General features: G+C 61.3%; 23 protein-coding genes. 22 read left to right on the forward strand and 1 reads right to left on the reverse strand.

Annotated elements, in window-relative coordinates; translation table 11 throughout:
• Positions 1–20: 20 nt before the first annotated feature.
• Entirely contained in the window at positions 21–3,530 is a 3,510-nt protein-coding gene (locus tag LOY42_RS07590) for a glycosyltransferase (protein WP_258600162.1), read from the forward strand.
• Between the two features lie 93 nt (positions 3,531–3,623).
• On the opposite strand, the gene LOY42_RS07595 is transcribed toward LOY42_RS07590, so the two are convergent.
• Positions 3,624–4,403, reverse strand: coding sequence for a class I SAM-dependent methyltransferase (locus LOY42_RS07595; protein ID WP_094012439.1), 780 nt, complete (start codon positions 4,401–4,403; stop codon positions 3,624–3,626).
• Between the two features lie 299 nt (positions 4,404–4,702).
• On the opposite strand from LOY42_RS07595, the gene LOY42_RS07600 reads away from it, so the two are divergent.
• The 21 genes from LOY42_RS07600 (at position 4,703) to fliM (ending at position 25,424) form a co-directional block, all read left to right on the forward strand.
• Positions 4,703–5,638 carry a ketoacyl-ACP synthase III gene (locus LOY42_RS07600; RefSeq protein WP_139673323.1) on the forward strand — a complete coding sequence of 312 codons (936 nt, stop codon included), beginning with the start codon at positions 4,703–4,705 and terminating at the stop codon, positions 5,636–5,638.
• 250 nt (positions 5,639–5,888) lie between these two features.
• A complete protein-coding gene (locus tag LOY42_RS07605; RefSeq protein ID WP_139673320.1) occupies positions 5,889–6,749 on the forward strand; it encodes a flagellin domain-containing protein in 861 nt (286 codons plus the stop codon).
• Between the two features lie 72 nt (positions 6,750–6,821).
• Positions 6,822–7,199, forward strand: a complete 378-nt coding sequence (locus LOY42_RS07610) for a flagellar protein FlaG (RefSeq protein WP_139673317.1) — start codon at positions 6,822–6,824, stop codon at positions 7,197–7,199.
• Between the two features lie 78 nt (positions 7,200–7,277).
• Positions 7,278–8,681 carry a flagellar filament capping protein FliD gene (gene fliD, locus LOY42_RS07615; protein WP_139673314.1) on the forward strand — a complete coding sequence of 468 codons (1,404 nt, stop codon included), beginning with the start codon at positions 7,278–7,280 and terminating at the stop codon, positions 8,679–8,681.
• Positions 8,682–8,812: 131 nt separating this feature from the next.
• A complete protein-coding gene (gene fliS, locus LOY42_RS07620; protein ID WP_094012444.1) occupies positions 8,813–9,208 on the forward strand; it encodes a flagellar export chaperone FliS in 396 nt (131 codons plus the stop codon).
• 14 nt (positions 9,209–9,222) lie between these two features.
• Entirely contained in the window at positions 9,223–9,519 is a 297-nt protein-coding gene (gene fliT / locus LOY42_RS07625) for a flagellar protein FliT (protein ID WP_094012445.1), read from the forward strand.
• 166 nt (positions 9,520–9,685) lie between these two features.
• Positions 9,686–11,161 (forward strand): transcriptional regulator FleQ, encoded by a 1,476-nt coding sequence (fleQ, locus tag LOY42_RS07630; RefSeq protein ID WP_046854671.1) that lies wholly within the window; start codon positions 9,686–9,688, stop codon positions 11,159–11,161.
• Between the two features lie 155 nt (positions 11,162–11,316).
• On the forward strand, positions 11,317–12,534 hold the full coding sequence (locus LOY42_RS07635) for a PAS domain-containing sensor histidine kinase (RefSeq protein WP_102685153.1): 1,218 nt from the start codon (positions 11,317–11,319) through the stop codon (positions 12,532–12,534).
• Complete coding sequence (locus tag LOY42_RS07640; RefSeq protein ID WP_139673311.1) at positions 12,531–13,907, forward strand: sigma-54 dependent transcriptional regulator; 1,377 nt, start codon at positions 12,531–12,533, stop codon at positions 13,905–13,907. The genes LOY42_RS07635 and LOY42_RS07640 overlap by 4 nt, the downstream gene beginning before the upstream one ends.
• Positions 13,908–14,014: 107 nt before the next feature.
• Positions 14,015–14,347: a flagellar hook-basal body complex protein FliE gene (fliE, locus tag LOY42_RS07645; RefSeq protein WP_046854674.1), complete on the forward strand. Its 333-nt coding sequence runs from the start codon at positions 14,015–14,017 to the stop codon at positions 14,345–14,347.
• 15 nt (positions 14,348–14,362) lie between these two features.
• Positions 14,363–16,141 carry a flagellar basal-body MS-ring/collar protein FliF gene (gene fliF / locus LOY42_RS07650; RefSeq protein WP_102685151.1) on the forward strand — a complete coding sequence of 593 codons (1,779 nt, stop codon included), beginning with the start codon at positions 14,363–14,365 and terminating at the stop codon, positions 16,139–16,141.
• On the forward strand, positions 16,134–17,153 hold the full coding sequence (gene fliG / locus LOY42_RS07655; protein ID WP_023631000.1) for a flagellar motor switch protein FliG: 1,020 nt from the start codon (positions 16,134–16,136) through the stop codon (positions 17,151–17,153). The genes fliF and fliG overlap by 8 nt, the downstream gene beginning before the upstream one ends.
• Before the next feature lie 105 nt (positions 17,154–17,258).
• Complete coding sequence (gene fliH, locus LOY42_RS07660) at positions 17,259–18,032, forward strand: flagellar assembly protein FliH (RefSeq protein WP_139673308.1); 774 nt, start codon at positions 17,259–17,261, stop codon at positions 18,030–18,032.
• Positions 18,022–19,377, forward strand: coding sequence for a flagellar protein export ATPase FliI (fliI, locus tag LOY42_RS07665; protein WP_046857712.1), 1,356 nt, complete (start codon positions 18,022–18,024; stop codon positions 19,375–19,377). The genes fliH and fliI overlap by 11 nt, the downstream gene beginning before the upstream one ends.
• Positions 19,378–19,383: 6 nt before the next feature.
• Entirely contained in the window at positions 19,384–19,836 is a 453-nt protein-coding gene (gene fliJ / locus LOY42_RS07670; RefSeq protein ID WP_046854677.1) for a flagellar export protein FliJ, read from the forward strand.
• Positions 19,837–19,935: 99 nt separating this feature from the next.
• On the forward strand, positions 19,936–20,241 hold the full coding sequence (locus LOY42_RS07675; RefSeq protein WP_104445088.1) for an STAS domain-containing protein: 306 nt from the start codon (positions 19,936–19,938) through the stop codon (positions 20,239–20,241).
• Between the two features lie 8 nt (positions 20,242–20,249).
• Entirely contained in the window at positions 20,250–21,941 is a 1,692-nt protein-coding gene (locus LOY42_RS07680) for a fused response regulator/phosphatase (RefSeq protein WP_258600189.1), read from the forward strand.
• Between the two features lie 104 nt (positions 21,942–22,045).
• Positions 22,046–22,342, forward strand: coding sequence for an Hpt domain-containing protein (locus tag LOY42_RS07685; protein WP_046857713.1), 297 nt, complete (start codon positions 22,046–22,048; stop codon positions 22,340–22,342).
• 72 nt (positions 22,343–22,414) lie between these two features.
• Entirely contained in the window at positions 22,415–23,773 is a 1,359-nt protein-coding gene (locus LOY42_RS07690) for a flagellar hook-length control protein FliK (protein WP_258600191.1), read from the forward strand.
• Between the two features lie 174 nt (positions 23,774–23,947).
• Positions 23,948–24,445 carry a flagellar basal body-associated protein FliL gene (gene fliL, locus LOY42_RS07695; RefSeq protein ID WP_046854681.1) on the forward strand — a complete coding sequence of 166 codons (498 nt, stop codon included), beginning with the start codon at positions 23,948–23,950 and terminating at the stop codon, positions 24,443–24,445.
• A 10-nt stretch (positions 24,446–24,455) separates the two neighbouring features.
• Positions 24,456–25,424, forward strand: a complete 969-nt coding sequence (gene fliM / locus LOY42_RS07700) for a flagellar motor switch protein FliM (RefSeq protein WP_046854682.1) — start codon at positions 24,456–24,458, stop codon at positions 25,422–25,424.
• The last annotated feature ends 39 nt before the right edge of the window (positions 25,425–25,463 follow it).

Consider the following 25,463-nt stretch of genomic DNA (forward strand, 5'->3'; position numbering starts at 1 on the left):
TGATTTCTGGAGTTTTTCCCATGTCGAATTCCGTGCAGGTGGGCGCGGGCCTTGAGCAGGCCATGAAGCGTCTTCGGTTGATGTATGCCCGGCCGGAGCACCCGTACTACATCATGGCGCCGGACTACCGGGAAACCTCATCGGGGATTGCCTCGCTTCATTACCTCTGTCACCTGCTCAACCTCAACGGGCGAGAGGCCTACATCCTGGGCGGCAAAGTGGTGAACCCCGAGCTTAAGACGCCGTTGCTCGATGATGAGGCCAGCGAGCGTCACAGGCTTGCTGGTCGGGTGCCAATCGCAGTCTACCCCGAGGTCACGGTGGGCAACCCCTTCCATTGTTCGGTCGTGGCACGCTTTCTGTTGAACTTCGAAGGTTTCATCAGTGGGCGAGGAATGGAGGCGGCTCCCAGTGACCTGTGTTTTTACTCAGGCAAGCTGATCGCGCAAGACCACGGTCGTCCGGATGGTGACCTGTTGTGCCTGCCTACCATCGATGTGGACCTGTTCTGTGCCGGAGAGCCAGTTGATCGGCGTGAAGGCCGGTATCTGTATCAGAATCGCCATCCGCTCGATGCCATTGACTATTCGATACTGCCAGAGGATATCCGCCTACTGAGCATGGCGAACGCTCTGACGTTGTCGGAGCTGGCGCAGCTGCTTCGCCGGGCGGAGGTGATGTATACCCATGAATGGTCGATGACCTGCGTAATCGCGGTGCTTTGCGGGTGTCCGGTCATTTTCATACCTGGGCATGGCATCGACCAGGCCTTCCTCGATGCCAGCTTTGTCGGCAGTGCCGGCTTCGCCATGCTGGATCGCGAAGATGCGTTGGCACATGCCCGTGGAGGTCTGGATGGCGCTTTGCAGCGTTATGTCGAGCGAACGGCGCCGTTCTGGAATCAGCTTGAAGTGTTCATCGCCAAGACGCAGGCGGCCGCCCGTCGTGAAGCCGTGGGTGATCGGCTAGGAGGGCGTGGCTGGTTGCGTCAGCGTTATCCCCGGCCGCGGCAGATGCAGGTGATTGATGAGCATCTGGCCAGTGCTACTGCTGTGCGCTTTGTCGTGCTGGTAAAGGACCATGGTGACGATGCAGCGCTGGCGGTTACCTTGGATAGCCTGGCTCGCGGCCTGTATCGGGGGGTGCAGACCTGTGTGCTTGATAGGGATGGTTCCCGGGTGGGGGCGGTCACGGCAATTGATGCCTGCCTGCAGGGGGGCTCCGATGAATGGTTCATGCTGGTCGATGCGGGCACCGAGTTTACCGCCAGTGGTCTGCTGATGACGGCGCTCGAGCTGGTTCGGGCCTCGTCGGACTGCTTGGCTGTCTACGCTGACGAGGCCTTGTGTCAGGCGCAGGGCGTAGTCGAGACCGCATTACGGCCTGATCTGAATCTGGATATGTTGCTGGCTTTCCCGGAGAGCCTGTCGCGACATTGGCTGTACCGATGCGATGCTTGGCGTCAGCTAGGCGCTTTCAGCGAGGCTGCTGGTCGTGCGCTCGAGCTGGATTATCAGTTGCGTTTGATCAGTGAGCGCGGGTTGGGATGCGTTGGTCATGTCAGTGAGCCGTTGCTGATTGGCAATGCGTTGCTGCTACAGCCGTGTGAAGACGTTTGCGCGGTCATCGAGGCGCACCTGCAGGGGCGAGGATATCTCGGCGCTCGGGCGTTGCCATTGCCCACTGCTCCTGGTCGCTATCGAATCGAGTACGCGCATCAACAGTCGGCCTCGGTCAGCATCATCATTTTCCTTGAAGGGCAGTTGGTGAACTTCCAGCGTTGTCTGGAGGGCTTGCTGGCGCAGACGGCTCATGTCGGGTACGAAGTATTGCTGGTTGAGCCGGGCAGCGACGATGAGGTGCTACTGGACTGGTTGGCGATGGTCGGGCAAATGGGGGAGGGGCGCTTCAAGGTCCTTCGCTTCGAGCCCGGCCATGCACGCGCGGCCATGTGCAATGCGGCAGCCGAGCAGGCTCGTGGCGATTATCTGCTATGGCTGGATGCTGATAGCGTGGTGCTTGATGATGATTGGCTGCCCACGTTGCTCAATCATGCCCAGCGTCCGGAGGTGGGGGCGGTTGGTTGCAAGCTGTTGTCCCGCGATGGTGCTATCCATCAGGCAGCCCTGGTGCTGGGGCTGGGGGGCGGGGTTGGGCGTGCCTTCGAGGGGCGGTCGGTGCAGGATCCGGGTTACATGGGGCGCCTTGGGCTGGAGCAGGATTGTTCGGCTGTCGGTGGTGAGTGTCTCATGGTGCGCCGCTCGCTGTTTGTCGAGCTTGGTGGCTTCGATACCGATCCGTTGTATTCCCGCTGGGCGGCTGTGGACCTGTGCCTGCGGTTGGCTCAGGCGGGTTATCTGAATGTCTGGACGCCTCACGCCAGGGTGTTGCTGGATGCTCCGCCGCCTGCGCCGGCCAGTGCCGAGCAGGAGGAAGCGCTATATGCGCGCTGGTTGCCGCAGTTGGCGCATGATGCGGCGTACAACGTCAACTTTTCGCTGAGTACCGGCGAGGAGTTCGCCGTTCAGGGCTATGAAATGAGTTGGCGACCGTTGCAGGGGGTGGTGCCAAGCGTGCTGGCCTTTGTGGTCGATCAGGAGCAGGCAGTACCCTCGCGGCTGCTGGAACCCATGGAGTCCTTGCGTGAGGCAGGTCGTCTGGAGGGTGCGGTGGTCGCCGGGACATTGTCAGCCGTGGAAATAGAACGCTTCAATCCCTCAAGTGTTGTCCTGCAGGGGGCGCTGGATGAGGCTGGGTTATTGACCTTGCGTAGGCTGCGAGCTTTCTCGCAGGCGTTCAAGGTCTACGATCTGGATCGTTATCCGCAGGACCTGGGCGGTGCGCAGTTGCTTCATGCCGAAGATCTGGAGCGGCGTATCCGGCCCGCAGTGATGCAGGCTGACAGGGTGCTGGTTGCAACAGCTGCCGCAGCCGAGAGGCTGCAGGGTTGGCATGACGATGTCCAGGTGCTCGAAAATGTGCTGCCAGCTTCGTGGGGACGCTTGCAAGGGGGGCGGCGCGCAGGAGAGAAACCCCGCGTGGGATGGCTCGGGTGTCGTGATGCGTACCTGCTCGCCGAAGTAGTGCCGGTGCTGGTGGGCGAGGTCGACTGGGTTGTGCTGGGGGATTGTCCTGCCAGCTTGTTGCCCTATCTCAAAGAGCATCATCATGCTGTGGATGCGCAATCCCTTGGTGTCACCCTGGCTGCCTTGGACCTGGACATCGCCCTTGTGCCGATGGGCGAGTCTGAGGTGAACGCATTTTCCGGTGACGTGCGTGTGCTCCAGCATGCGGCGTGCGGTCAGTCGGTAATCTGTAGTCGGGTGGCTGGCTTCGCAGGTGGCGATACCTTGCCATTGTCGAGGGTGAGCAATCAGGCCTGTGACTGGATTCGGGCGATACGTCTGCATCTTGATGATCGTGATGCATCTGCGGCCCTTGGCAGCGCCCAGCAGGCGATGGTGCGCAGTGATTGGTTGCTTGAGGGACAGAGGCTGGACGCCTGGCGACGCGCCGTGCTCGCGGGTTGATCAGTAGGTGAATTGACAACAAGGGCGCCAGGAGTGGCGCCCTTATTGTTTGCATTGGCTTGCATGGGGTGGAGTGACCCATGCGGGGCAGTATCAGCAGAAGCTGATATTGTGCTGCTGGCTTCCGTAGACCACACGCGCTGCGGTGATCAGCTGGTAGGGGATTTCGACGTAGGGGACGTCCGAGTTGGTCAGGGCCATGTCCATCAACTGAACGAGCATGGAGTTCTTCCTGACCAGGATTACATCCGACCAGTCGGTATTGGTCATGGCGACCGGGATGAAATCAGAGCGTTTGATGAAGCTGCCCAGTGCTTCGAGCACGCCCAGGTTCTGTTTGGTGCCATTCGGGCTGTGGCAGCAGTCATTGAGCATGATGAAGCCGTCTTCGGCGACCAGGTCCTGGTAGTACATCAGGTCGCGCAGGATATATTCGTACTGGTGGTTGGCATCGATGTACACCAGGTCGAACTTGCTGATGTCGGTTTCCTGTCGGATTTTTTCGATGGCGCCGATGGTCTCGGAACGGATAATTGTCACTTCCGGCAGGTGGGTGAAGCGTTCCCGGCATTCTTCGTACAGTTTGTCCCAGGTCTGCTGGTCGTGAAGCGAGCCCCCGTAGTAATAGGCGTAGGTATCGACGGGAGCGACCCAGGGCGGCAGTTGATCGAAAGGGCTGTACGCATCGTTGGCCGCCTTGCTCCAGCTGTCGATGAGCACCATCTTTTCCGGCGACAGCGCCGAGTGAATTTTCAGTGCGTTTTCTCCGCGCAGAACCCCAAGCTCGGCGACGATCGGACGCTTTTCCATTATTTGGAAAAGTGCGCCCAGCAGCGTGTACAGATTTTCCCGATGGGTGTGGCAGACCTTCATTGCGCTGTCCTTTATCGTTGGGTGGTCTTGCTTGCAGAGGCCGAATCCGCACAGGTTCAATTCGCTTCGGTTCGGCCCGGTATTCTGGATCTGGGTTAGCTAACGCAAGATATGTGCCGCTGGCGTGCCTTGCATGTGGCTGTATAGGTGGGAGAAATGCATCATTGCGTGACTTGGCAGTCGAAACGTGCATCTTTAATCTATTGAGTCAGCGGGCAGCCTCGTCGATGCGGTAGGCAGGGTGCATGATCTTGGTCGCGAAGCCCGCGAATTTTCGCCATTTCCATCGGGAAGCCACAATGATTGGCATCAAAAGCATCGCCAGTTACGTACCTGCAGAGGGTGTCGACAATTACGCCCAGGGTGCGAAATTCGGCAAGGATCAGGATTTTATCTTCGGCAAGATCGGTTCGACCTTCCTGCCGCGCAAGGGTGTCGATCAGGAAACCTCCGACCTGTGCGTCGAGGCCGCTCGGGCACTGTTTGCTGGCAACCCGGAGCTAGATCCGGCGTCCATCGATGTGGTGATCGTCGTTACCCAGAACGGCGATGCCGAAGGCCTGCCGCATACCGCGGCGATCGTCCAGAACAAGCTGGGCTTGTCTACCGCCATCGCTGCCTTCGATATCTCGCTGGGCTGCTCCGGCTATGTCTATGGCCTGTATGCCATGAAGGGGTTCATGGATGCCGCGGGGCTGAAGAATGGCTTGTTGATCACCGCAGATCCCTATTCGAAGATTGTCGACCCTGAGGACCGCAACACCACCATGCTGTTCGGCGATGCTGCAACGGCCACCTGGATGGGAGAGGGCGCTGCCTGGCGGCTGGGCAAGTCGCTGTTTGGCAGTGATGGGGCGGGTGCCGAGCACTTGCGCACCACCGAAGGCACGTTCTTCATGAATGGTCGTCAGGTCTATAATTTTGCCCTGGTCAAGGTGCCGGCGCACCTGCAGCAGTTGCTCGAGACCAGTCACTTGAAGGCCGAGGATATTGACCTTTACTGCCTGCATCAGGGGAGCGCGGCGATCGTCGATGCGGTCTCGCAGCGTTTCGACGAGGGGCGTCAGCGCGAGAAGTTCGTCAAGGACATGGTCGAGACTGGCAATACCGTGTCTTCGAGCATTCCGCTGCTATTGGAAAAGCATGTGATCGGCTCGCAGTGCAGGCGTGTCGCGCTCAGTGGTTTCGGCGTCGGTCTGTCGTGGGGCTCGGCAATCATCGAGCGCAATGGCTAAGCTCCGCGTGTCTATATAGAAGAGGCGCTGCCCGTTATAGGTCAGCGCTTTTTTGTTTTTTGGCTGTTGGTAATTTGGCGTCAAACCCCTGATTTCATTGGAGTGGCAGGATGCCAGTAAAAAAAATGGGAAATCGCCCTAAAGCAAACTGCACTGGCGACGATAAACATTACGAAGGTTCTCTAGGCCACCTACCCGGCGAATTGCCAAGGCCGGAAGCCGTAGTACCCAATCCAACGAGGAATTCGTCATGGCTTTGACTGTAAACACTAACACCACCTCTCTGGGCGTTCAGAAGAACCTGAACCGTGCTTCCGACGCACTGAGCACTTCGATGACCCGTCTGTCCTCCGGCCTGAAAATCAACAGCGCCAAAGACGACGCCGCCGGCCTGCAGATCGCTACCCGCATGACCTCGCAGATCCGTGGTCAGACCATGGCCATCAAAAACGCCAACGACGGTATCTCCATCGCCCAGACCGCTGAAGGCGCGATGCAAGAGCAGACCAACATCCTGCAGCGTATGCGCGAACTGGCACTGCAATCGCGTAACGACTCGAACAGCTCGCAAGACCGTGACGCACTGGACAAAGAGTTCCAGTCGATGCTGCAAGAGATCGACCGTATCGCTGACTCCACCCAGCTGAACGGCAAGAACCTGCTGGACGGTACTGGCGGCCAGATGGTCTTCCAGGTTGGTTCGAACGTTGGTGCTGCCAACCAGATCACCATCAGCCTGAGCGCTGCGATGAAAACTACTGGTGCTGGCGCAGCCCTGACTGCTCTGGCCGGCAAGAGCATCACTGGTGCCGATAGCACCGCCGCCCAGGCCACCTTCAGCGCCGCTGTCAGCGCTATCGACTCCGCCCTGCAGGCAATCAACACCTCGCGTGCCGACCTGGGTGCTTCGCAGAACCGTCTGACCAGCACCATCAACAACCTGCAGAACATCAACGAGAACGCCGAAGCCGCCCGTGGCCGTGTACAGGACACCGACTTCGCTGCTGAAACTGCCCAGCTGACCAAGCAGCAGACCCTGCAGCAGGCTTCGACCTCGGTTCTGGCTCAGGCCAACCAGCTGCCATCGGCAGTCCTGAAGCTGCTGGGCTAATCTGCCTGATAGCTGATGGCGGGGGAGTGCTCTCCAGGCGCTTCCCCGCCTTTTCATTGTGAGGTGCTGGACATGGACATGAGCGTCAAGCTGAACCTGTCTTACCCGGCTGCGCGCACGGCCGAGCAGGTTGCTGAAAAACCGGTTGCGCGGTCGACAGGCACTTCCGGTGACGGCGAGAAGCAGCAGGATCCGGGCAAGGTGCAGAGCGCCGACAAGGTACAGGCTGCAAATGATGTCAAAGGTGCTGTCTCGGAGATCGAGAAGTTCCTGAAGGAAACGCGACGCAATCTGGAGTTCGTCACAGACGAAGAGTCCGGTAAGATCGTGGTCAAGGTCATTGCCAGTGAAACTGGTGAGTTGATTCGTCAGTTGCCCTCGGAAGAGGCCCTGCGGATCGCTCATAGCCTGAGCGATGTCAAAAGTATTCTGTTCGACGCCAAGGTCTGATTGGCGGCGAGCGCAAATATGTGATTCAAGTCAGTCTTGCAGGAGCGGGGCTGGCCCATCGAAGAGAGGAGCGACAGCATGGCAAGCCCGATTACTACCAACACGGGTGCGGGCTACGGGCTCGATATCAAGAACATCGTCAGCGTGTTGGTGAATGCCGACACCTCGGCCAAGGCCAACCAGATTGCTCGGCAGACGAGCAACAACTCCGCGATGATCTCCGGTATCGGTTCCCTGCGCAGCGCCTTGACGGCGTTCCAGGACGCCATGAAGAAGCTCAACGACAAGAACGCGCCTTCGTTCAATGCCTTCGCAGGCACTTCCGCTGACGAGAAAGTGGTCAAGATCAAGTCGAGCAACTCGGCGGTCGCAGGGACCTACGATATCAAGGTCGACAAGTTGGCTACCGCCTCCAAGGTTGCCAGCAAGCAGTTCGCAGGTGGTGCCAGCACGGCGATCGGCGCCGGTGAGCTGACCATCAGTCAGAACGGCAAGGACTACAAGGTCAATGTCGCCAGCGGTGCCACGCTGCAGAGCGTGCGCGACCAGATCAACAAGGAAATGAGCGCCAACGGCATCACCGCCAACATCATCAACGAGGCGGGCGGTTCGCGCCTGGTATTCAGCTCCACCACGACCGGCCAAGGCAGCGACATCTCTGTCGGTGGTATTCCGGAGTTGGCCATCAACGGTACTCAGCCCATCAGCGGAAGTGGTGCGGGTTACATCAGCGGGCTGGCCCAGGACGCGGAATTCTCCATCGACGGGCTGGCGCTGAAAAGCCCGAAGAATACCGTCGACCAGGCTATCAGTGGCCTGACGCTCGAGCTCACCGGTGTCTCCACGGGCGGTAATCCCACGAAGGCGACTGTTGCGCTGGACAACGAAGGCCTGAAGAAGTCCGTGCAGTCGTTCGTCGATGCCTATAACACCCTGCAGAAGGCTGTTACTGCGCTGGTCACGCCTGAGAAAGATGCCAACGGAAACGTCAAGAGCCTTGGTCCGCTGACCAACGACCCGACTACCCGGTCGTTGCTGGGCGATGTGCGCAAGGTGCTGACGGAAGTGGGGGCAGGGGACAAGCTGACCACGCTCAGTCAGTTGGGTATCAACACCCAGAAAGATGGCACCCTGGAGTTCAATAGCACCAAGTTCACCTCTGCATTGAACGACAAGAAGCTGGGTTCTGAGATCCAGGAACTGTTCACGGGGACCAATGGTCTGTTCGAGCGGATGAACAAGGCCATCGAACCATACAACTCGACCGGTGGCATGCTCGATTCCCGCAAGACGAACCTCGACAAGGCGGCCAAGAATCTGGAAAACCAGCAGGCGGCGCTGGATCGTCGTACCGAGTTGCTGACCGCGTCGCTGACCAAGAAATTCTCCGCGCTCGACACCGCCCTGGCCAAGATGAAGAAGCAGGGCGAGCAGATCACCTCGATCTTCGAGGCCATGAACGCCCAGGCCAAGAAGTCCTGATCGATCGAGCATGACAAAAGCCCGGCGGCGCCACACAGGCGTGCCGGGCTTTGTCTTTCCTGGCTAAAGTTTTTTGACGTGGCGGCGATACAAGAGGTATATGCACCTTTTCGCTGCAACGAGGTAGATCCATGAACCCGATGTTGGCCCTTCGGCAATACCAGAAAGTCAATGGCGCGGCACAGACTTCCGAGGCCAGTCCGCACCGTCTGGTGCAAATGCTCATGCAGGGCGGTCTAGATCGCCTGGCCCAGGCCAAGGGCGCCATTGCCCGCAAGGATATCGCCCAAAAGGGCATCCTGATCGGCAAGGCCATCGATATTATCGGTGGCCTGCGCGAGGGTCTCGACCTGGAAAACCATGCCGACAGCCTGGCCGACCTGGACAACCTGTACACCTACATGAGCCGTCGCTTGGTCGAGGCGAACGTCAAGAACGACCCCGAGATCATCGATGAAGTCGCGCGGCTGCTGATCACGGTCAAGGAAGGCTGGGATGCGATCGGCGAGCAGCTGCCGACGCCCTGAACCAGGAGGTTGTCATGAGTGAGGTAATCGATCGTATCGACCAGACCCGCGAGTTGCTGCTGGCCGCCTTGGCCAGCCGGGACTGGGATGCGGTGGGCGAACTAGATCTTGAATGCCGTCTGTGTGTTGAAGACGTGCTGGCCGAGGCCTTGTCTAACGAGGATGAGGTTCGCGCAAGCCTGGAGCAGCTGCAGGGTGTCTATCGGCAGCTAATTGAAGTTGCAAGTGGCGAGCGTCAATCGGTAGTCGACGAGATGGCGAAGATCCGTCAGGCAGAAAACGCGACAAAGGTATACCATTTGTTCACCTGACCACAGGTGACACAAAAATCAGCGCGCCATAAATTTGACTGTGTGCCGTTTTTTGACTTTACTAGTGGCTGTTTTCGAAATTCAGACGTCCGAACACTGACCATTCAGTCGGAATGATGTCGTGCACGCCTTCGGGCGCCGATATGACTAGGGAAGTTGCTATTGCATGTGGCGTGAAACCAAGATTCTCCTGATCGATGACGACAGCGAACGCCGCCGCGATCTGGCGGTGGTCCTGAATTTTCTCGGCGAAGAAAACCTGTCCTGCTCCAGCGATGACTGGCAGCAGGTGGTCGAGGGTTTGTCTTCCAGCCGTGAAGTGCTGTGTGTCCTCATCGGTACCGTAAATGCCCCGGCCAGCGTACTGGGGCTCCTTAAGACAGTGGCCGGGTGGGATGAGTTCCTTCCGGTTCTGCTTCTGGGGGAAATTTCTTCTGCGGACTTCCCCGAGGACCTGCGTCGTCGTGTGCTGTCCAACCTCGAGATGCCGCCGAGCTACAGCCAGTTGCTCGATTCCCTGCACCGTGCCCAGGTCTATCGCGAGATGTACGACCAGGCCCGCGAGCGCGGTCGTCAGCGCGAGCCCAACCTGTTCCGCAGCCTGGTGGGTACCAGTCGTGCCATCCAGCATGTGCGGCAGATGATGCAGCAGGTCGCCGACACCGATGCCAGCGTGCTGATCCTCGGCGAGTCCGGCACCGGCAAGGAAGTGGTGGCGCGCAACCTGCACTACCACTCCAAGCGCCGCGAGGCACCGTTCGTGCCGGTCAACTGCGGGGCGATCCCGGCGGAGCTGCTCGAAAGCGAATTGTTCGGTCACGAGAAGGGCGCCTTCACCGGGGCCATCACCAGCCGTGCCGGGCGCTTCGAGCTGGCCAATGGTGGCACGTTGTTCCTCGACGAGATCGGCGACATGCCGCTGCCGATGCAGGTCAAGCTGCTGCGCGTACTGCAGGAGCGCACCTTCGAGCGGGTCGGCAGCAACAAGACCCAGAGCATCGACGTGCGCATCATCGCTGCGACGCACAAGAACCTCGAGACCATGATCGAGGATGGGACCTTCCGCGAAGATTTGTATTACCGGCTGAACGTGTTCCCTATCGAGATGGCGCCGTTGCGTGAGCGGGTGGAAGATATCCCGCTGCTGATGAACGAGCTGATCTCGCGCATGGAGCACGAGAAGCGTGGGTCGATCCGCTTCAACTCCGCTTCGATCATGTCGTTGTGCCGCCATGGTTGGCCGGGCAACGTCCGCGAGCTGGCCAACCTGGTGGAGCGCATGGCAATCATGCATCCGTATGGGGTGATCGGCGTTGCGGAGCTGCCGAAGAAGTTCCGCTACGTCGATGATGAAGACGAGCAGTTGGTGGACAGCCTGCGCTCCGACCTGGAAGAGCGCGTGGCGATCAACGGCCATGCGCCGAATTTCGCCAACCACGCCATGCTGCCGCCGGAAGGCTTGGACCTTAAGGACTACCTCGGCAGCCTGGAGCAGGGCCTGATCCAGCAGGCACTGGATGATGCCAATGGCATCGTTGCGCGTGCTGCCGAGCGTCTGCGTATCCGTCGGACCACGCTGGTCGAGAAGATGCGCAAGTACGGCATGAGCCGGCAAGGTGGCGAAGACCAGGCCGACGAGTGACGTTTGCTCGCCCGGGGTCGCGATGCGGCCCCGGGCGTTGACGTCGATCAGCGTGCAATGCTGCCTGGTGTCATTGTCCCCATCTTCGGCACGGCTATTGCTACACCGCAGGCAACATACCGTTTTTATGACGGTCAGCCATGCGAGAGAGCACGATGCCCCAGGCCGCCCACCGTTCCCCAGCCCCCGATTCGCGAGGGCACACCCCGCTTGAGCAGGAGAGCCGGCAGGGTCTTGAGCAGGCGTTCGCCCTGTTCGATCAGGTTTCCAGCCAGTTGAGCCACTCGTACAGCATGCTTGAGTCGCGGGTCAGCGAGCTCAAGGGCGAGTTGGCTGTGGTCAGTGCGCAGCGCATGGCCGAGCTGGACGAGAAAGAACGCCTGGCCAACCGTCTGCAGAATTTGCTCGATCTGCTGCCTGGCGGGGTGATCGTCATCGATGGTGAGGGCTGTGTGCGCGAGGCGAATCCGGCGGCTTGCGAGCTGCTGGGTGAACCTTTGACCGGGCTGCTGTGGCGCCAGGTGATTGCGCGCAGTTTCGCGCCGCGCGAGGACGACGGTCATGAGGTTTCCTTGCGTGACGGGCGTCGTTTGTCCATTGCCACCCGCTCTCTGGATGCCGAACCTGGGCAGTTGGTGCTGCTCAATGACCTGACCGAAACGCGTCGCCTTCAAAGCCAGTTGGCGCGACACGAGCGTCTGTCTTCGTTGGGGCGCATGGTTGCCTCCCTTGCGCATCAGATTCGCACGCCCTTGTCGGCCGCGATGCTCTATGCCAGCCACCTGGCGGACCCGGAGCAGGCGTTGGCCTGCGACACGCGCCTGCGTTTTGCCGGCAATCTCAAGGAGCGCCTGCACGAACTGGAGCATCAGGTTCGCGACATGCTGGTGTTCGCCCGTGGCGAGCTGCCACTCAATGATCGAGTCAGCCCCAAGGGGTTGTTCCAGGCCTTGCAGCAAGCCGCTCACTCCCATGTGCAGGGGCATGCGGTGCGCTGGCAATGCGATACCCATCTGGGAGAACTGCTGTGCAACCGCGATACGCTGGTGGGTGCATTGCTCAACCTGATCGAAAATGCCGTGCAGGCCGGTGGCGAGTCGGCGCGTTTGAAGATTCATCTGCTGCGCCGCGAAAACGCTGTGCACCTGTGTGTCAGCGATGCAGGCAGTGGTATCGATAGCCAGTTGTTGACTCGCTTGGGGGAGCCGTTTTTGACCACCAAGTCCACGGGTACCGGGCTGGGGGTGGCCGTGGTCCAGGCAGTGGTGCGAGCGCACCGCGGTACGCTGCGCCTGCGTTCCCGGGTGGGGCGCGGTACATGCGCCACCGTGGAGCTGCCATTGATCGGTATTCAGGAGGAGGCGGGGCAATGACGATGAAGGTGCTGCTGGTCGAGGATGACCGAGTCCTGCGCCAGGCGCTGGCCGACACCCTGGAGATCGGCGGCCTCGCTCACCGTGCAGTTGGTAGTGCTGAGGAAGCGTTGCGGGCGGTCTTAGAGGAATCCTTTGCGCTGGTAGTCAGTGATGTGAACATGCCGGGCATGGATGGCCACGAGCTGCTGGCACAGTTACGCCGTCACCACCCGCATTTGCCGGTGCTGCTGATGACGGCTCACGCGGCTGTGGAGCGTGCGGTGGAGGCCATGCGCCAGGGAGCGGTCGACTATCTGGTAAAACCATTCGAACCCAAGGCCTTGCTCGACCTGGTGGCACGCCATGCCGTGGGTGGCGGTGCCGTGGGTGACGAGGCGGGACCTGTTGCCTGTGAGCCTGCCAGTCGGCAACTGCTGGAGCTGGCTGTAAGGGTTGCGCAAAGCGACTCGACGGTGTTGATTTCCGGTGAGTCCGGCACAGGCAAGGAAGTGCTGGCGCGTTTCATTCACCAACAGTCGCGCCGGGCCGGGCAGGCGTTCGTGGCGATCAACTGCGCCGCGATCCCTGACAACATGCTCGAAGCCACGCTTTTCGGCCATGAGAAGGGTGCCTTTACCGGGGCTATCGCCGCGCAGGCTGGCAAGTTCGAGCAGGCGGACGGCGGTACCTTGCTGCTCGATGAGATCTCTGAAATGCCGTTGGGGCTGCAGGCCAAGTTGCTGCGTGTGCTGCAGGAGCGTGAAGTGGAGCGGGTGGGCGGGCGCAAGCCGGTGGTGCTGGATATTCGCGTGCTCGCTACCACCAACCGCGATCTGGCGGAGGAGGTTGCTGCCGGGCGCTTCCGGGAAGACCTGTACTACCGCCTATCGGTATTCCCCATGGCTTGGCGTGCATTGCGTGATCGGCCGGCCGACATCGTGCCGCTCGCTGAGCGTTTGTTGGCACGTCATGTCAGCAAGATGCGCCACGCTCAGGTCAAGCTATCCGCTGAGGCGCGGGCCTGCCTGCAGGCTTATGCCTGGCCTGGCAACGTTCGCGAGCTGGATAATGCGCTGCAGCGGGCGTTGATCCTGCAGCAGGGCGGAGTGATCGAGGCGGCGGATTTTTGTCTGGCTGGCGCCATTCCATTGTCGGCATCCAAAGTGGCCACTATTGAGCCAGTATTTGCGGATTCTGCGGTTGAGCCCGGTGGCCTGGGTGATGACATGCGTCGCCACGAATACCAGATGATCATCGACACCTTGCGTGCCGAGCGCGGTCGTCGCAAGGAGGCGGCCGATCGTCTGGGGATCAGCCCTAGAACCTTGCGTTACAAGCTTGCGCAGATGCGTGACGCTGGGTTCGATGTCGAGGCCAGTCTGTTCGGCTGATACGTCCTTTTGAATGTTTTCTGAATGGCTGGCACTTCTCTTGCTAGCTCCATCACTATTCGCTGCATGAGTGTCAAAAAAAGTGCGGCCGCCGGAGAGAGAAGTCCATGACCCAAGGTGTTGAATTCAATCGTCTGATGTTGGACATGCGCGCCATGCAGGCCGATGCCATGTCCCTGCCCAAGGTTGGCGCCGCGCCTGAGCTCGCGCCCGGGCAGAGCAGCTTTGCCGATATGCTCGGCCAGGCCATTGGCAAGGTGAATGAGGTTCAGCAGGCATCCAGCCAATTGTCCAGCGCCTTCGAAATTGGCAAGAGCGGTGTTGACCTGACTGACGTGATGATCGCCTCGCAAAAGGCTTCCGTGTCGTTCCAGGCACTTACCCAGGTTCGTAACAAGCTGGTGCAAGCGTACCAGGACATCATGCAGATGCCGGTATAAGGGCGAGAGTGAGTCATGGCCGAAGCAGTCGTCGATAACGCCCCCGCCAAGAGTGGCCCCCCAGTAGCCAAGCCGCCGCTGTTCGGCATGTCGTTCCTGGAAAACATTTCGCAGATGCCCATGCTGCGTCAGGTCGGCCTGCTGGTCGGGCTGGCGGCAAGCGTGGCCATCGGCTTCGCCGTGGTGCTCTGGTCGCAGCAACCGGACTACCGCCCGCTCTATGGCAGCCTGGCGGGCATGGACACCAAGCAGGTGATCGATACCCTGGCCACCTCCGACATCCCGTATCGCGTGGAGCCCAACTCCGGCGCGCTGCTGGTCAAGGCCGACGATCTCTCCCGTGCGCGTCTGAAACTCGCTGCGGCCGGCGTGGCGCCGAGCGATGGCAATGTCGGCTTCGAATTGCTCGATAAAGAGCAAGGGCTGGGTACCAGCCAGTTCATGGAAGCTACCCGTTACCGTCGCAGCCTTGAAGGCGAGCTGGCGCGTACGGTATCGAGCTTGAACAACGTCAAGGCTGCCCGTGTGCACCTGGCGATCCCGAAAAGTTCGGTGTTCGTGCGCGACGAGCGCAAGCCCAGCGCCTCGGTACTGGTCGAGCTGTATCCGGGGCGCGCTCTGGAAGCTGGCCAGGTGATGGCGATTGTCAATCTGGTGGCGACCAGTGTGCCGGAGCTGGACAAGTCCCAGGTGACCGTAGTCGACCAGAAGGGCAACCTGCTCTCCGACCAGTTGCAAGACACGGCCCTGACCATGGCCGGCAAGCAATTCGACTACAGCCGTCGCATGGAAAGCATGCTCACTCAGCGTGTGCACAATATTCTGCAGCCAGTGCTGGGTAACGACCGCTACAAGGCAGAGGTGTCTACTGACGTCGACTTCAGTGCTGTCGAGTCCACCTCCGAACAGTTCAACCCCGACCAACCGGCGCTGCGCAGCGAGCAATCGGTCAATGAGCAGCGTGCCAGCAGCCAAGGGCCGCAGGGTGTGCCGGGGGCGTTGAGCAACCAGCCGCCGGCTGGCGCCTCTGCCCCCGAAAACGCTACCGCTGGCGCGACACCTGCCGGCGCGATCCAGCCGGGCCAGCCGCTGGTGGATGCCAATGGCCAACAGATCATGGACCCGGCGACTGGCCAGCCGATGCTGGCGCCATACCCGAGCGACAAGCGCCAGCAAAGCACCAAGAACTTCGAACTGGACCGTTCCATCAGCCACACCCGCCAGCAGCAAGGTCGCCTGACCCGCCTGTCGGTAGCCGTGGTGGTGGACGACCAGGTCAAGCTCGATGCCGCTACCGGCGAAGCCACCCGCACCCCGTGGGGCGCCGAGGACCTGGCGCGCTTCACCCGCCTGGTACAGGACGCGGTGGGCTTCGATGCCAGCCGTGGTGACAGTGTCACCGTGATCAACGTGCCGTTCGCCGCCGACCGTGGCGACGAGCTGGTCGATATTCCGTTCTACTCGCAGCCCTGGTTCTGGGACATCGTCAAGCAGGTGCTGGGTGTGTTGTTCATCCTGGTGCTGGTGTTCGGTGTGCTGCGTCCGGTGCTCAACAACATCACAGGTGGCGGCAAGCAGGCGGCCACGGACAGCGACATGGAGCTGGGCGGCATGATCGGTCTGGATGGCGAACTGGCCAACGACCGCGTCAGCCTGGGTGGCCCGACAAGCATTCTGTTGCCGAGCCCGAGCGAGGGTTACGAGGCACAGCTCAACGCAATCAAGGGCCTGGTGGCCGAAGACCCGGGCCGCGTGGCCCAGGTCGTGAAAGAGTGGATCAACGCCGATGAGTGACAATCGAGCCATTACCGCCAAGCTGAGCCGCGTCGACAAGGCGGCCATCCTCCTGCTCTCGCTTGGCGAGACCGATGCCGCGCAGGTCCTGCGCCACATGGGGCCCAAGGAAGTTCAGCGGGTCGGTGTGGCCATGGCGCAGATGGGCAACGTCCATCGCGAGCAGGTCGAGCAGGTGATGAGCGAGTTCGTCGAAATCGTCGGCGACCAGACCAGCCTGGGTGTCGGCTCCGACGGCTATATCCGCAAGATGCTCAACCAGGCCCTCGGCGAGGACAAGGCCAACGGCCTGATCGACCGCATCCTGCTCGGTGGCAACACCAGCGGCTTGGACAGCCTCAAGTGGATGGAGCCGCGTGCCGTGGCCGATGTCATCCGCTACGAGCACCCGCAGATCCAGGCCATTGTGGTCGCCTACCTCGACCCCGACCAGGCCGGCGAGGTGCTGAGCAACTTCGACCACAAGGTGCGCCTGGACATCGTCCTGCGCGTATCGTCGCTCAACACCGTGCAGCCGGCGGCACTCAAGGAGCTCAACCAGATCCTCGAGAAGCAGTTCTCCGGCAACTCCAATGCCGCGCGTACCACCCTGGGTGGCATCAAGCGCGCCGCCGATATCATGAACTTCCTCGACAGCTCTGTGGAAGGTGCGCTGATGGACTCGATCCGCGAGATCGACAGTGACCTGTCGGAGCAGATCGAAGACTTGATGTTCGTCTTCAACAACCTGGCCGACGTCGACGATCGCGGCATCCAGGCGCTGTTGCGCGAAGTGTCGTCGGACGTGCTGGTGGTGTCGCTCAAGGGCGCCGACGAGCGGGTCAAGGACAAGATCTTCAAGAACATGTCCAAGCGTGCGTCCGAGCTGCTGCGCGACGACCTGGAGGCCAAGGGGCCGGTACGGGTCAGCGACGTGGAAACGGCGCAGAAGGAAATCCTCACCATCGCCCGCCGCATGGCCGAGGCCGGCGAGATCGTGCTTGGCGGCAAGGGCGCCGAGGAAATGATTTAAGCGGCAGGTTTCAAGCTGCAAGCGACAAGAAACAGCGGGTCAAGCAAGGGCTGCCGTTTCTTGCTGCTTGAAGCGTGATGCTTGCAGCTAAAGAGGTTTTTGAGCATGTCCACCACCGAACACCCCAGCGATCTGATCCGTGCCCGCGACCTTGAGGGCGTGGATGTATGGTCGTTGCCTAGCTTCGATCCGGAGCCTGAACCACAGCCTGAGCCTGAGCCGACCGTCGTCGAGGAAGAAGTCGAAGAGGTGCCGCTGGAGGAAGTCCAGCCCCTTACCCTCGAAGAGCTTGAGGCCATTCGCCAGGAGGCCTACAACGAAGGTTTCGCCACGGGCGAGCGGGAAGGCTTCCACAGTACCCAGCTCAAGGTTCGTCAGGAGGCCGAAGTGGCGCTGGCCGCCAAACTTGCGAACCTGGAGCAGGTCATGAATCACCTGCTGGAGCCGATCGCCGAGCAAGATACGCAGATCGAAAAGGCGCTGGTGCTGCTGGTAGCGAACATGGCCCGCCAGGTCATCGGCCGCGAGCTGCGCGCAGATTCCAGCCAGATCACCCATGTGCTTCGCGAGGCACTGAAGCTGCTGCCAATGGGCGCTGACAACATCCGTATCCATCTCAACCCCCAGGACTTCGAGCTGGCCAAGACCCTGCGCGAGCGCCATGAGGAAGATTGGAAGCTGCTTGAGGACGAAGCCCTGCTGCCTGGCGGTTGCCGGATCGAAACCGCCCACAGCCGCATCGACGCGACCATGGAAACCCGTATCGAGAAGGCCGTGGCGCAGCTGTTCGACCAATCCCATGACCAGGCATTGCACCCCGCGGCGCCAGATATTCAGGTCGAACTCGATGAGCCTGCAGGTGAAGCCGATGCGCCTTGAACGCACCAGTTTCGGCAAGCGCCTTGAAGGCTACGCCGATGCGGTGAGGCTGCCTGAGCAGCCAATCGTCGAGGGCCGCCTGCTGCGTATGGTCGGCCTCACGCTTGAGGCCGAAGGCCTGCGGGCAGCGGTGGGTAGCCGCTGCCTGGTGATCAACGACGACAGCTATCACCCTGTGCAGGTCGAGGCCGAAGTCATGGGCTTTGCCGGTGGCAAGGTGTTCCTGATGCCGGTCGGCAGCATTGTCGGGCTGGCGCCCGGTGCCCGCGTGGTGCCGCTGGATGACAGCGGCCGCTTGCCGATGGGCATGAGCATGCTCGGGCGGGTGCTCGATGGCGCCGGCCGTGCGCTGGATGGCAAGGGCGGCATGAAGGCCGAGGATTGGGTGCCGATGGATGGCCCGGTCATCAACCCTCTGAACCGTGACCCGATCAGCCAGCCATTGGACGTGGGCATTCGCAGCATCAATGGCCTGCTTACCGTGGGTCGCGGCCAGCGTCTGGGGCTGTTCGCCGGTACTGGTGTGGGCAAGTCGGTGCTGCTGGGCATGATGACGCGCTTTACCGAGGCCGAAATCATCGTGGTGGGGCTGATCGGCGAACGGGGCCGCGAGGTGAAGGAGTTCATCGAGCACATTCTTGGTGAAGAGGGGCTCAAGCGTTCGGTGGTGGTGGCCTCGCCTGCGGATGATGCCCCGCTGATGCGCCTGCGGGCAGCCATGTATTGCACGCGAATCGCCGAATATTTCCGTGACAAGGGCAAGAACGTCCTGCTGTTGATGGACTCGTTGACCCGTTTCGCTCAGGCCCAGCGTGAGATCGCCCTGGCAATCGGCGAGCCGCCGGCCACGCGTGGGTATCCGCCGTCGGTATTCGCCAAGTTGCCCAAGCTGGTGGAGCGTGCCGGTAATGGCGAGCCGGGCGGTGGCTCGATCACCGCGTTCTATACCGTGCTCTCCGAGGGCGACGATCAGCAGGACCCGATCGCAGACTCGGCGCGGGGCGTGCTCGACGGACACTTTGTGTTGTCCCGGCGCCTGGCCGAAGAGGGGCACTACCCGGCCATCGATATCGAGGCCTCGATCAGCCGGGTGATGCCTCAGGTGGTAGACCCTGATCACTTGCGCCAGGCGCAGAAATTCAAGCAGTTGTGGTCGCGCCTTTCGCAAAGCCGCGACCTGATCAGCGTCGGTGCGTATGTGGCTGGCGGTGATCCGGAAACCGACCTGGCCATTGCCTTGCAGCCCAAACTGGTGGACTTCCTGCGCCAGGGCCTGGATGAAAACGTTGGCATGGCCCAGGGCCGCGAGCAGTTGGGCGCAATCTTTGCGCCGCCGGGGAACTGATAGGCCATGGCCCAGCCCAGCCGTGCCGCACGCCTGGCTCCCGTGGTGACCATGGCCGAGGAGGCCGAGCGCAAGGCCGCTCAGCGGGTTGGGCACTTTCAGCGAATGTTGACCGATGCGCAGGCCAAGCAGGCCGAGCTTGAAAGTTTCCGCGAGGCCTACCAGCAGCAGTGGATCAGTCGTGGCTCCAAGGGAGTCGACGGCAACTGGTTGGTCAATTACCAGCGTTTCCTCGGTCAGTTGGAAACGGCCATGACCCAGCAGCGCCAGAGCATGGCCTGGCACCAGAACAACCTCAACAACGCACGCAACGCCTGGCAGCAGACCTACGCACGGGTGGAGGGGTTGCGCAAGCTGGTGCAGCGCTACCTCGACGAGGCACGCAGGGCTGAAGACAAGCGCGAGCAGCGCCTGCTCGACGAGTTGTCCCAGCGCTTGCCGCGGCAGGGGCATCTGTAGGAAAGGGCTTGCCCGCCCGGCGTCAGCGCCTTGCACCAGCCCATGACGCCTGCTAAACCTTCAGGAGTTGCATTCGCCATCACCGAAGGAATCGCTCGTATGGCAGTCGAAACTGATTTTTCACAGGACGGGAAAAAGCTGACGATCAAGGTCAAGGGTCGTTTCGATTTCGGCAAGCATCAGGAATTCCGGGATGCCTACGAGCGCCAGCGCCCGCGCCCGGATTCCGTGGTGGTCGACCTGAAGGAGGCCACTTATCTCGACAGCTCGGCGCTGGGCATGCTGTTGTTGCTGCGCGACCATGTCGGCGGTGAGGAGTCGGATATCCGCGTGGTCCATGCCAGCCCGGACGTGCGCAAGATCCTCGCCATCTCCAATTTCGAAAAACTGTTCGACATCAGTTGAGTGCCGTCATGCCCGCCGAGCAGGCGTTGACCGTGCTGGTGGCCGAAGACGGCGCCGCAGATCGCCTCTTGCTGGCGCAGATTGTCCGCCGCCAAGGGCATGAGGTGTTCACCGCCGAGAACGGTGAACAGGCCGTGGCGATGTTCACCGAGCGACAGCCGCAACTGGTTCTGCTCGACGCCTTGATGCCGGTGATGGACGGTTTTGAAGCTGCGCGGCGAATCAAGGCGTTGGCCGGCGAAGCCCTTGTGCCGATCATCTTCCTGACCTCACTCAACGAAGAGGAGGGCCTGGTACGCTGCCTCGAGGCCGGGGGCGACGACTTCATGGCCAAACCTTACAGCGCCGTCATTCTTGCAGCGAAAATCCGCGCCATGGACCGTTTGCGCCGATTGCACGCCACGGTGCTTGAACAGCGTGACCAGATCACCCGTCACCATCACCACTTGCTCAACGAGCAGCGCGTGGCCAAGGCGGTGTTCGACAAGATCGCCCATTCCGGCTGCCTGAAGGCGGCAAATATCCGTTACCTGCAATCGCCCTATGCACTGTTCAATGGCGACCTGCTGTTGGCAGCATTCACGCCGTCTGGCGACATGCATGTACTGCTGGGGGATTTTACCGGCCACGGTTTGCCGGCTGCAGTGGGGGCCATGCCGCTGGCGGAGGTGTTCTATGGCATGACCGCCAAGGGCTATGGCCTGGCCGAGACGCTGCGGGAAATGAACGCCAAGCTCAAGCGTATTCTGCCGGTGGACATGTTCTGCTGCGCGCTGTTGCTCAGCCTGAGTTTTCAGCGCGGTACGGTTGAGGTCTGGAATGGCGGGATGCCGGATGGCTATCATCTTTCTGCCGAAGGTGAGGTGCTGGGCATGCTGTGTTCCCATCATCTGCCATTGGGGGTGCTGGCACCGGAGCAGTTCGACGACGCCACGCAGGTGTTGCCACTGGCGGTCGGCGAGCGGCTGTTCCTGCTGTCCGATGGTGTGGTGGATACCGGAGATGCCCAGGAATGCTTGTTCGGGGTCGATCGCTTGCGCGATGTGCTCGCCGGCAACCGTGACCCCGGTCTGTTGTTCGATGAGGTGATGCAGGCGCTGGCAGGTTTCGGCGGGCAGTCGCGTGATGACATCAGTTTGTGCGATATCCGCATGTCTGCCCCCGATGAGTTGGTGGCACAACCAGTGGTGTACTCCGACAGTGGTAGTTCGAGCCCTCTGGACTGGTCGCTGCGGTTCGAATTGCGGGGGCAGAGCCTGCGCCGCTTCAACCCCGTGCCTTACCTGGTGCAACTGTTGCAGGAAATTCACGGACTCAGGCCTAGCAGCGGGCGCCTGCACAGCGTACTGAGCGAGTTGTATTCCAATGCGCTGGAGCACGGTGTGCTGGCGATGGACTCCCGGCTCAAGCGGGACGCCCAGGGCTTTGCGCAGTATTATCGGCAGCGTGCCGAGCGCTTGATGCACGAGGTGGACGGGGTCGTGAGCATCGGACTGCAGGTTGAACCGCGGGGTGCTGGCGGGCGTCTGATGATCGAGGTGCGAGACAGTGGCGCAGGCTTCGACGTGGCGCGTGAGCTTGCCAGGACGCCTGAGCAGCAGGCTTTCAGTGGACGAGGCATGGGTCTGGTACAGCGCCTGGCAGGTCAGGCCCGCTGGCTGGAGGGTGGTCGCCTTGCCCAGGTGGATTTTGAATGGTGAGCCTGCGGGATGCCCGCGGGGTCTGGCTAAGCGAGGCTTGATCAGGGAGTGAGCAAGTGGACGTTCACATCAATCAACAGGTGTTGAGTGACTTGCAGGAGGTCATGGAAGATGGCTACCTGCAGTTGCTGGAGACCTTTCTGGAAGACTCCGAGCGACGCCTGAACCAGTTGCACAAGGCCAGGGATGCCGATGAGCTGGGCATGGCAGCGCACAGCTTCAAGGGCAGTAGCAGCAATATGGGTGCCGTTGGCCTGGCCGCCTTGTGCCAGCAGCTTGAAGAACGTGTGCGCCAGCAGCCTTTGTATGGTATCGAGGACCTGATCAATCGCATCGATCAGGAATACCTGGTCGTCCAGCGTTACTATCGCAGTGAACGGCAACGAGTTTCCGCGCAATAGCCGAACCTGGCGCGAGTTTTGCTTTTCCAGCCCCAGACGTATTTTTCCAGGTTCTGGAGCGGAGATTGTTCAATGCCTGTCGCCCCCAATCAATTGTTGCAAGCCGGCCTCGCCAATCAGGCGCAACGCCAAGCTGCCAGTGCGGCGGAAAAGCCGCTGCAGGCCGCGAAGCAAGGCGCCGGCTTTGATCAGGTGATGGCCCGACAAGAGCGTGACGGCACCCCGGTCAAGAGTGCCCCGGCAAGGGATGAAAAGCCCGTCAGCCAAGTGCCGTCGGCGAAGAACAAGGCGCAGCCTGACCCAGCCGCGGGCGGCAAGCAGGCCGCGGGTAAGGCGCCGGCCGTTGCCGATGACGGCAAGAGCTTGCCATCGACTGCATCTTCGCAGTCCGCCGACGACACTGATGAGGTCGCCGATGGCAGTGCAGTGCCCCCGCTCGATGCCAGCCTGGTCGCCGGCCAGGTGACCGTTGCCCAGGCCGGGGCGCAACTGCTCCAGGCTCAGGCGGAAGCGGTGGCGCCCGTGTTGCAGGCGGCGGTTCAAGCGCCGCTGCAGCCTGCACCAGCGCCGGTGCAGGTAGCGCAAGAGGCTGAGCAAACCACGGCGTTCGACCCCGAGGCCGATGCGCTTGCCGATATGCCGGCCTTGCGCCTGGCGCTTGAACAGGATGCGCAGTCCAAGGGCAAGACGTCGGCCCATGCCGTTGTCGATAACAACGGTCAGCAAACTGCCAGTCCTGCTGCTGCAGCCGTCAATACCTTGGCGACTTTGGCCGAGAAAGGGGAGTCGGAGCCGGGGCAGGGTGAGCGTGGTGACAAGGCCTTTGCCGGCCTGCTCGATGACGGCCTCAAGGATATCAAGGGTGCCAGCAGTGATACCCGCGTCGACGATTTTGCCAACCGCCTGGCCAGCCTTACCCAGGCGGTGACGCCCAAGACCGCCAACACCATGCCCGTCACGCCTGGCCCGCTGCAGCAACCGTTGGCGATGAACCAGGGCGGCTGGACCGAGGGGTTGGTCAACCGGGTCATGTACCTTTCCAGCCAGAACCTCAAGTCTGCGGACATCCAGCTTGAACCGCGGGAGTTGGGACGCCTGGATATTCGCGTCAATGTGGCGACAGACCAGTCGACCCAGATCCACTTCGTCAGCGGCCATGCCGGTGTGCGCGACGCGCTCGACAGCCAGGTGCATCGCCTGCGAGAGCTGTTCGCCCAGCAGGGCTTGGCCCAGCCCGACGTCAGCGTGGCTGATCAGTCCCGTGGCCAGCAGCACCAGCAAGAGGCGCAGCAGGGTGGGTCGGGCCTGTCCGGGGTGGCGGCGCGGCGTGGCAACGCAGCGGACGGGGACGATGCCGATCCCGCTGAAGTCGCGCGCCCTGTCGAGCAGCAGGTGGTGGTAGGCGACAGTGTGGTCGATTATTACGCTTGATTGTTTGGGCTTGCCTGGCGTTGCCTGTGTGCAGCGACGCCAGGCGAAATTTTACAGATGCCGCATCTCGTAAAGTGGTTGCACCCCCAGAAGCTCGCAAAGGCAAATCTGGCATAACACTTGCTCAGCCACGTCATCCTTCTTTGAAACCCCGATGGACGACGGATTATTGGCATGGCGAAGAGCGACGCAGTGAAAGACCCCGCCACTAAAGGCAAACTCAAGCTGATCCTGCTGTTGGTGCTGGCGCTGCTTCTCGCAGTCGGCCTGTCGGTGGGTGCGACCTGGTTCTTCATGCACAAGAGCGAGTCGGCTCCGGCGCCTGAAGCAGCTCAGAGCAACATCAAGCCAGCGGCGATCTATGAGCCCCTGGCACCGGCCTTTGTCGTCAACTTCAACCAGAATGGCCGCCAGCGCTACATGCAGGTGAGTATCACCATGCAGGGCCGCAGCCAAGCGGACCTGGAGGCGCTGAAAGTACACATGCCGGTGATCCGCAACAACCTGGTGATGATGTTCTCCGGGCAGGGTTTCGACACCCTCGCCGCGAGCCCGGTCGGCCAGGAAATGCTGCGCCAGAAGGCTACCGCGGTGGTCCAGGAAGTGGCGCAGAAGGAAGTCGGCAGGCCGGTCGTCGACCAGCTGCTGTTCACCAATTTCGTATTGCAGTAGGAGCACATAGATGGCCGTGCAGGACCTGCTGTCCCAGGATGAGATCGACGCCCTGCTGCATGGGGTGGACGATGGGCTGGTACAAACCGAGAGCACCGGCGAGCCCGGCAGCATCAAGAGCTACGACCTGACCAGTCAGGATCGTATCGTCCGGGGGCGCATGCCGACCCTGGAAATGATCAACGAGCGTTTCGCCCGTTACACCCGCATCAGCATGTTCAACCTGCTGCGCCGCTCCGCCGACGTGGCGGTGGGCGGCGTGCAGGTGATGAAATTCGGCGAGTACGTGCACTCGCTGTATGTGCCGACCAGCCTGAACCTGGTCAAGATCAAGCCGTTGCGCGGCACCGCGCTGTTCATCCTCGACGCCAAGCTGGTGTTCAAGCTGGTGGACAACTTCTTCGGTGGCGACGGCCGTCATGCCAAGATCGAGGGGCGTGAATTCACCCCGACCGAGCTGCGTGTAGTGCGCATGGTCCTGGACCAGTGCTTCGTCGACCTCAAGGAAGCCTGGCAGGCGATCATGCCGGTCAACTTCGAGTACATCAACTCCGAGGTCAACCCGGCCATGGCCAACATCGTTGGCCCCAGCGAGGCCGTGGTGGTTTCGACCTTCCACATCGAACTCGATGGCGGTGGCGGCGACCTGCACGTGACCATGCCGTACTCGATGATCGAGCCGGTGCGTGAAATGCTCGATGCCGGCTTCCAGTCCGACCTGGACGACCAGGACGAGCGCTGGGTCAAGGCGCTGCGTGAGGATGTTCTGGACGTCAATGTGCCGCTGTCGGCCACTGTTGCCCGCCGCCAGCTCAAACTGCGCGACATCCTGCACATGCAGCCAGGCGACGTGATCCCGGTGGAACTGCCGGAGCACCTGGTATTGCGCGCCAATGGCGTGCCGTCGTTCAAGGCGCGGCTGGGATCGCACAAGGGCACCCTGTCGCTGCAGATCATCGACCCGATCGAGCGCCGCTGACGGCGTGCCGGTCGCTTAAACGTATTGAATGCCTGTCGA

Source organism: Pseudomonas sp. B21-023, assembly GCF_024749165.1.
In the GTDB taxonomy this organism is placed as follows: Bacteria; Pseudomonadota; Gammaproteobacteria; order Pseudomonadales; family Pseudomonadaceae; genus Aquipseudomonas.

Coding starts and splice junctions, on each gene's coding strand:
- fliJ (WP_046854677.1), top strand. CDS start 19,384: ATGGCCCAGCCCAGCCGTGCCGCACGCCTGGCTCCCGTGGTGACCATG.
- LOY42_RS07600 (WP_139673323.1), top strand. CDS start 4,703: ATGATTGGCATCAAAAGCATCGCCAGTTACGTACCTGCAGAGGGTGTC.
- LOY42_RS07675 (WP_104445088.1), top strand. CDS start 19,936: ATGGCAGTCGAAACTGATTTTTCACAGGACGGGAAAAAGCTGACGATC.
- fliL (WP_046854681.1), top strand. CDS start 23,948: ATGGCGAAGAGCGACGCAGTGAAAGACCCCGCCACTAAAGGCAAACTC.
- LOY42_RS07590 (WP_258600162.1), top strand. CDS start 21: ATGTCGAATTCCGTGCAGGTGGGCGCGGGCCTTGAGCAGGCCATGAAG.
- fliS (WP_094012444.1), top strand. CDS start 8,813: ATGAACCCGATGTTGGCCCTTCGGCAATACCAGAAAGTCAATGGCGCG.
- LOY42_RS07610 (WP_139673317.1), top strand. CDS start 6,822: ATGGACATGAGCGTCAAGCTGAACCTGTCTTACCCGGCTGCGCGCACG.
- fliE (WP_046854674.1), top strand. CDS start 14,015: ATGACCCAAGGTGTTGAATTCAATCGTCTGATGTTGGACATGCGCGCC.
- fliF (WP_102685151.1), top strand. CDS start 14,363: ATGGCCGAAGCAGTCGTCGATAACGCCCCCGCCAAGAGTGGCCCCCCA.
- fleQ (WP_046854671.1), top strand. CDS start 9,686: ATGTGGCGTGAAACCAAGATTCTCCTGATCGATGACGACAGCGAACGC.
- fliD (WP_139673314.1), top strand. CDS start 7,278: ATGGCAAGCCCGATTACTACCAACACGGGTGCGGGCTACGGGCTCGAT.
- LOY42_RS07690 (WP_258600191.1), top strand. CDS start 22,415: ATGCCTGTCGCCCCCAATCAATTGTTGCAAGCCGGCCTCGCCAATCAG.
- LOY42_RS07685 (WP_046857713.1), top strand. CDS start 22,046: ATGGAAGATGGCTACCTGCAGTTGCTGGAGACCTTTCTGGAAGACTCC.
- fliH (WP_139673308.1), top strand. CDS start 17,259: ATGTCCACCACCGAACACCCCAGCGATCTGATCCGTGCCCGCGACCTT.
- LOY42_RS07635 (WP_102685153.1), top strand. CDS start 11,317: ATGCCCCAGGCCGCCCACCGTTCCCCAGCCCCCGATTCGCGAGGGCAC.
- fliT (WP_094012445.1), top strand. CDS start 9,223: ATGAGTGAGGTAATCGATCGTATCGACCAGACCCGCGAGTTGCTGCTG.
- fliI (WP_046857712.1), top strand. CDS start 18,022: ATGCGCCTTGAACGCACCAGTTTCGGCAAGCGCCTTGAAGGCTACGCC.
- fliM (WP_046854682.1), top strand. CDS start 24,456: ATGGCCGTGCAGGACCTGCTGTCCCAGGATGAGATCGACGCCCTGCTG.
- LOY42_RS07680 (WP_258600189.1), top strand. CDS start 20,250: ATGCCCGCCGAGCAGGCGTTGACCGTGCTGGTGGCCGAAGACGGCGCC.
- LOY42_RS07595 (WP_094012439.1), bottom strand. CDS start 4,403: ATGAAGGTCTGCCACACCCATCGGGAAAATCTGTACACGCTGCTGGGC.
- fliG (WP_023631000.1), top strand. CDS start 16,134: ATGAGTGACAATCGAGCCATTACCGCCAAGCTGAGCCGCGTCGACAAG.
- LOY42_RS07605 (WP_139673320.1), top strand. CDS start 5,889: ATGGCTTTGACTGTAAACACTAACACCACCTCTCTGGGCGTTCAGAAG.
- LOY42_RS07640 (WP_139673311.1), top strand. CDS start 12,531: ATGACGATGAAGGTGCTGCTGGTCGAGGATGACCGAGTCCTGCGCCAG.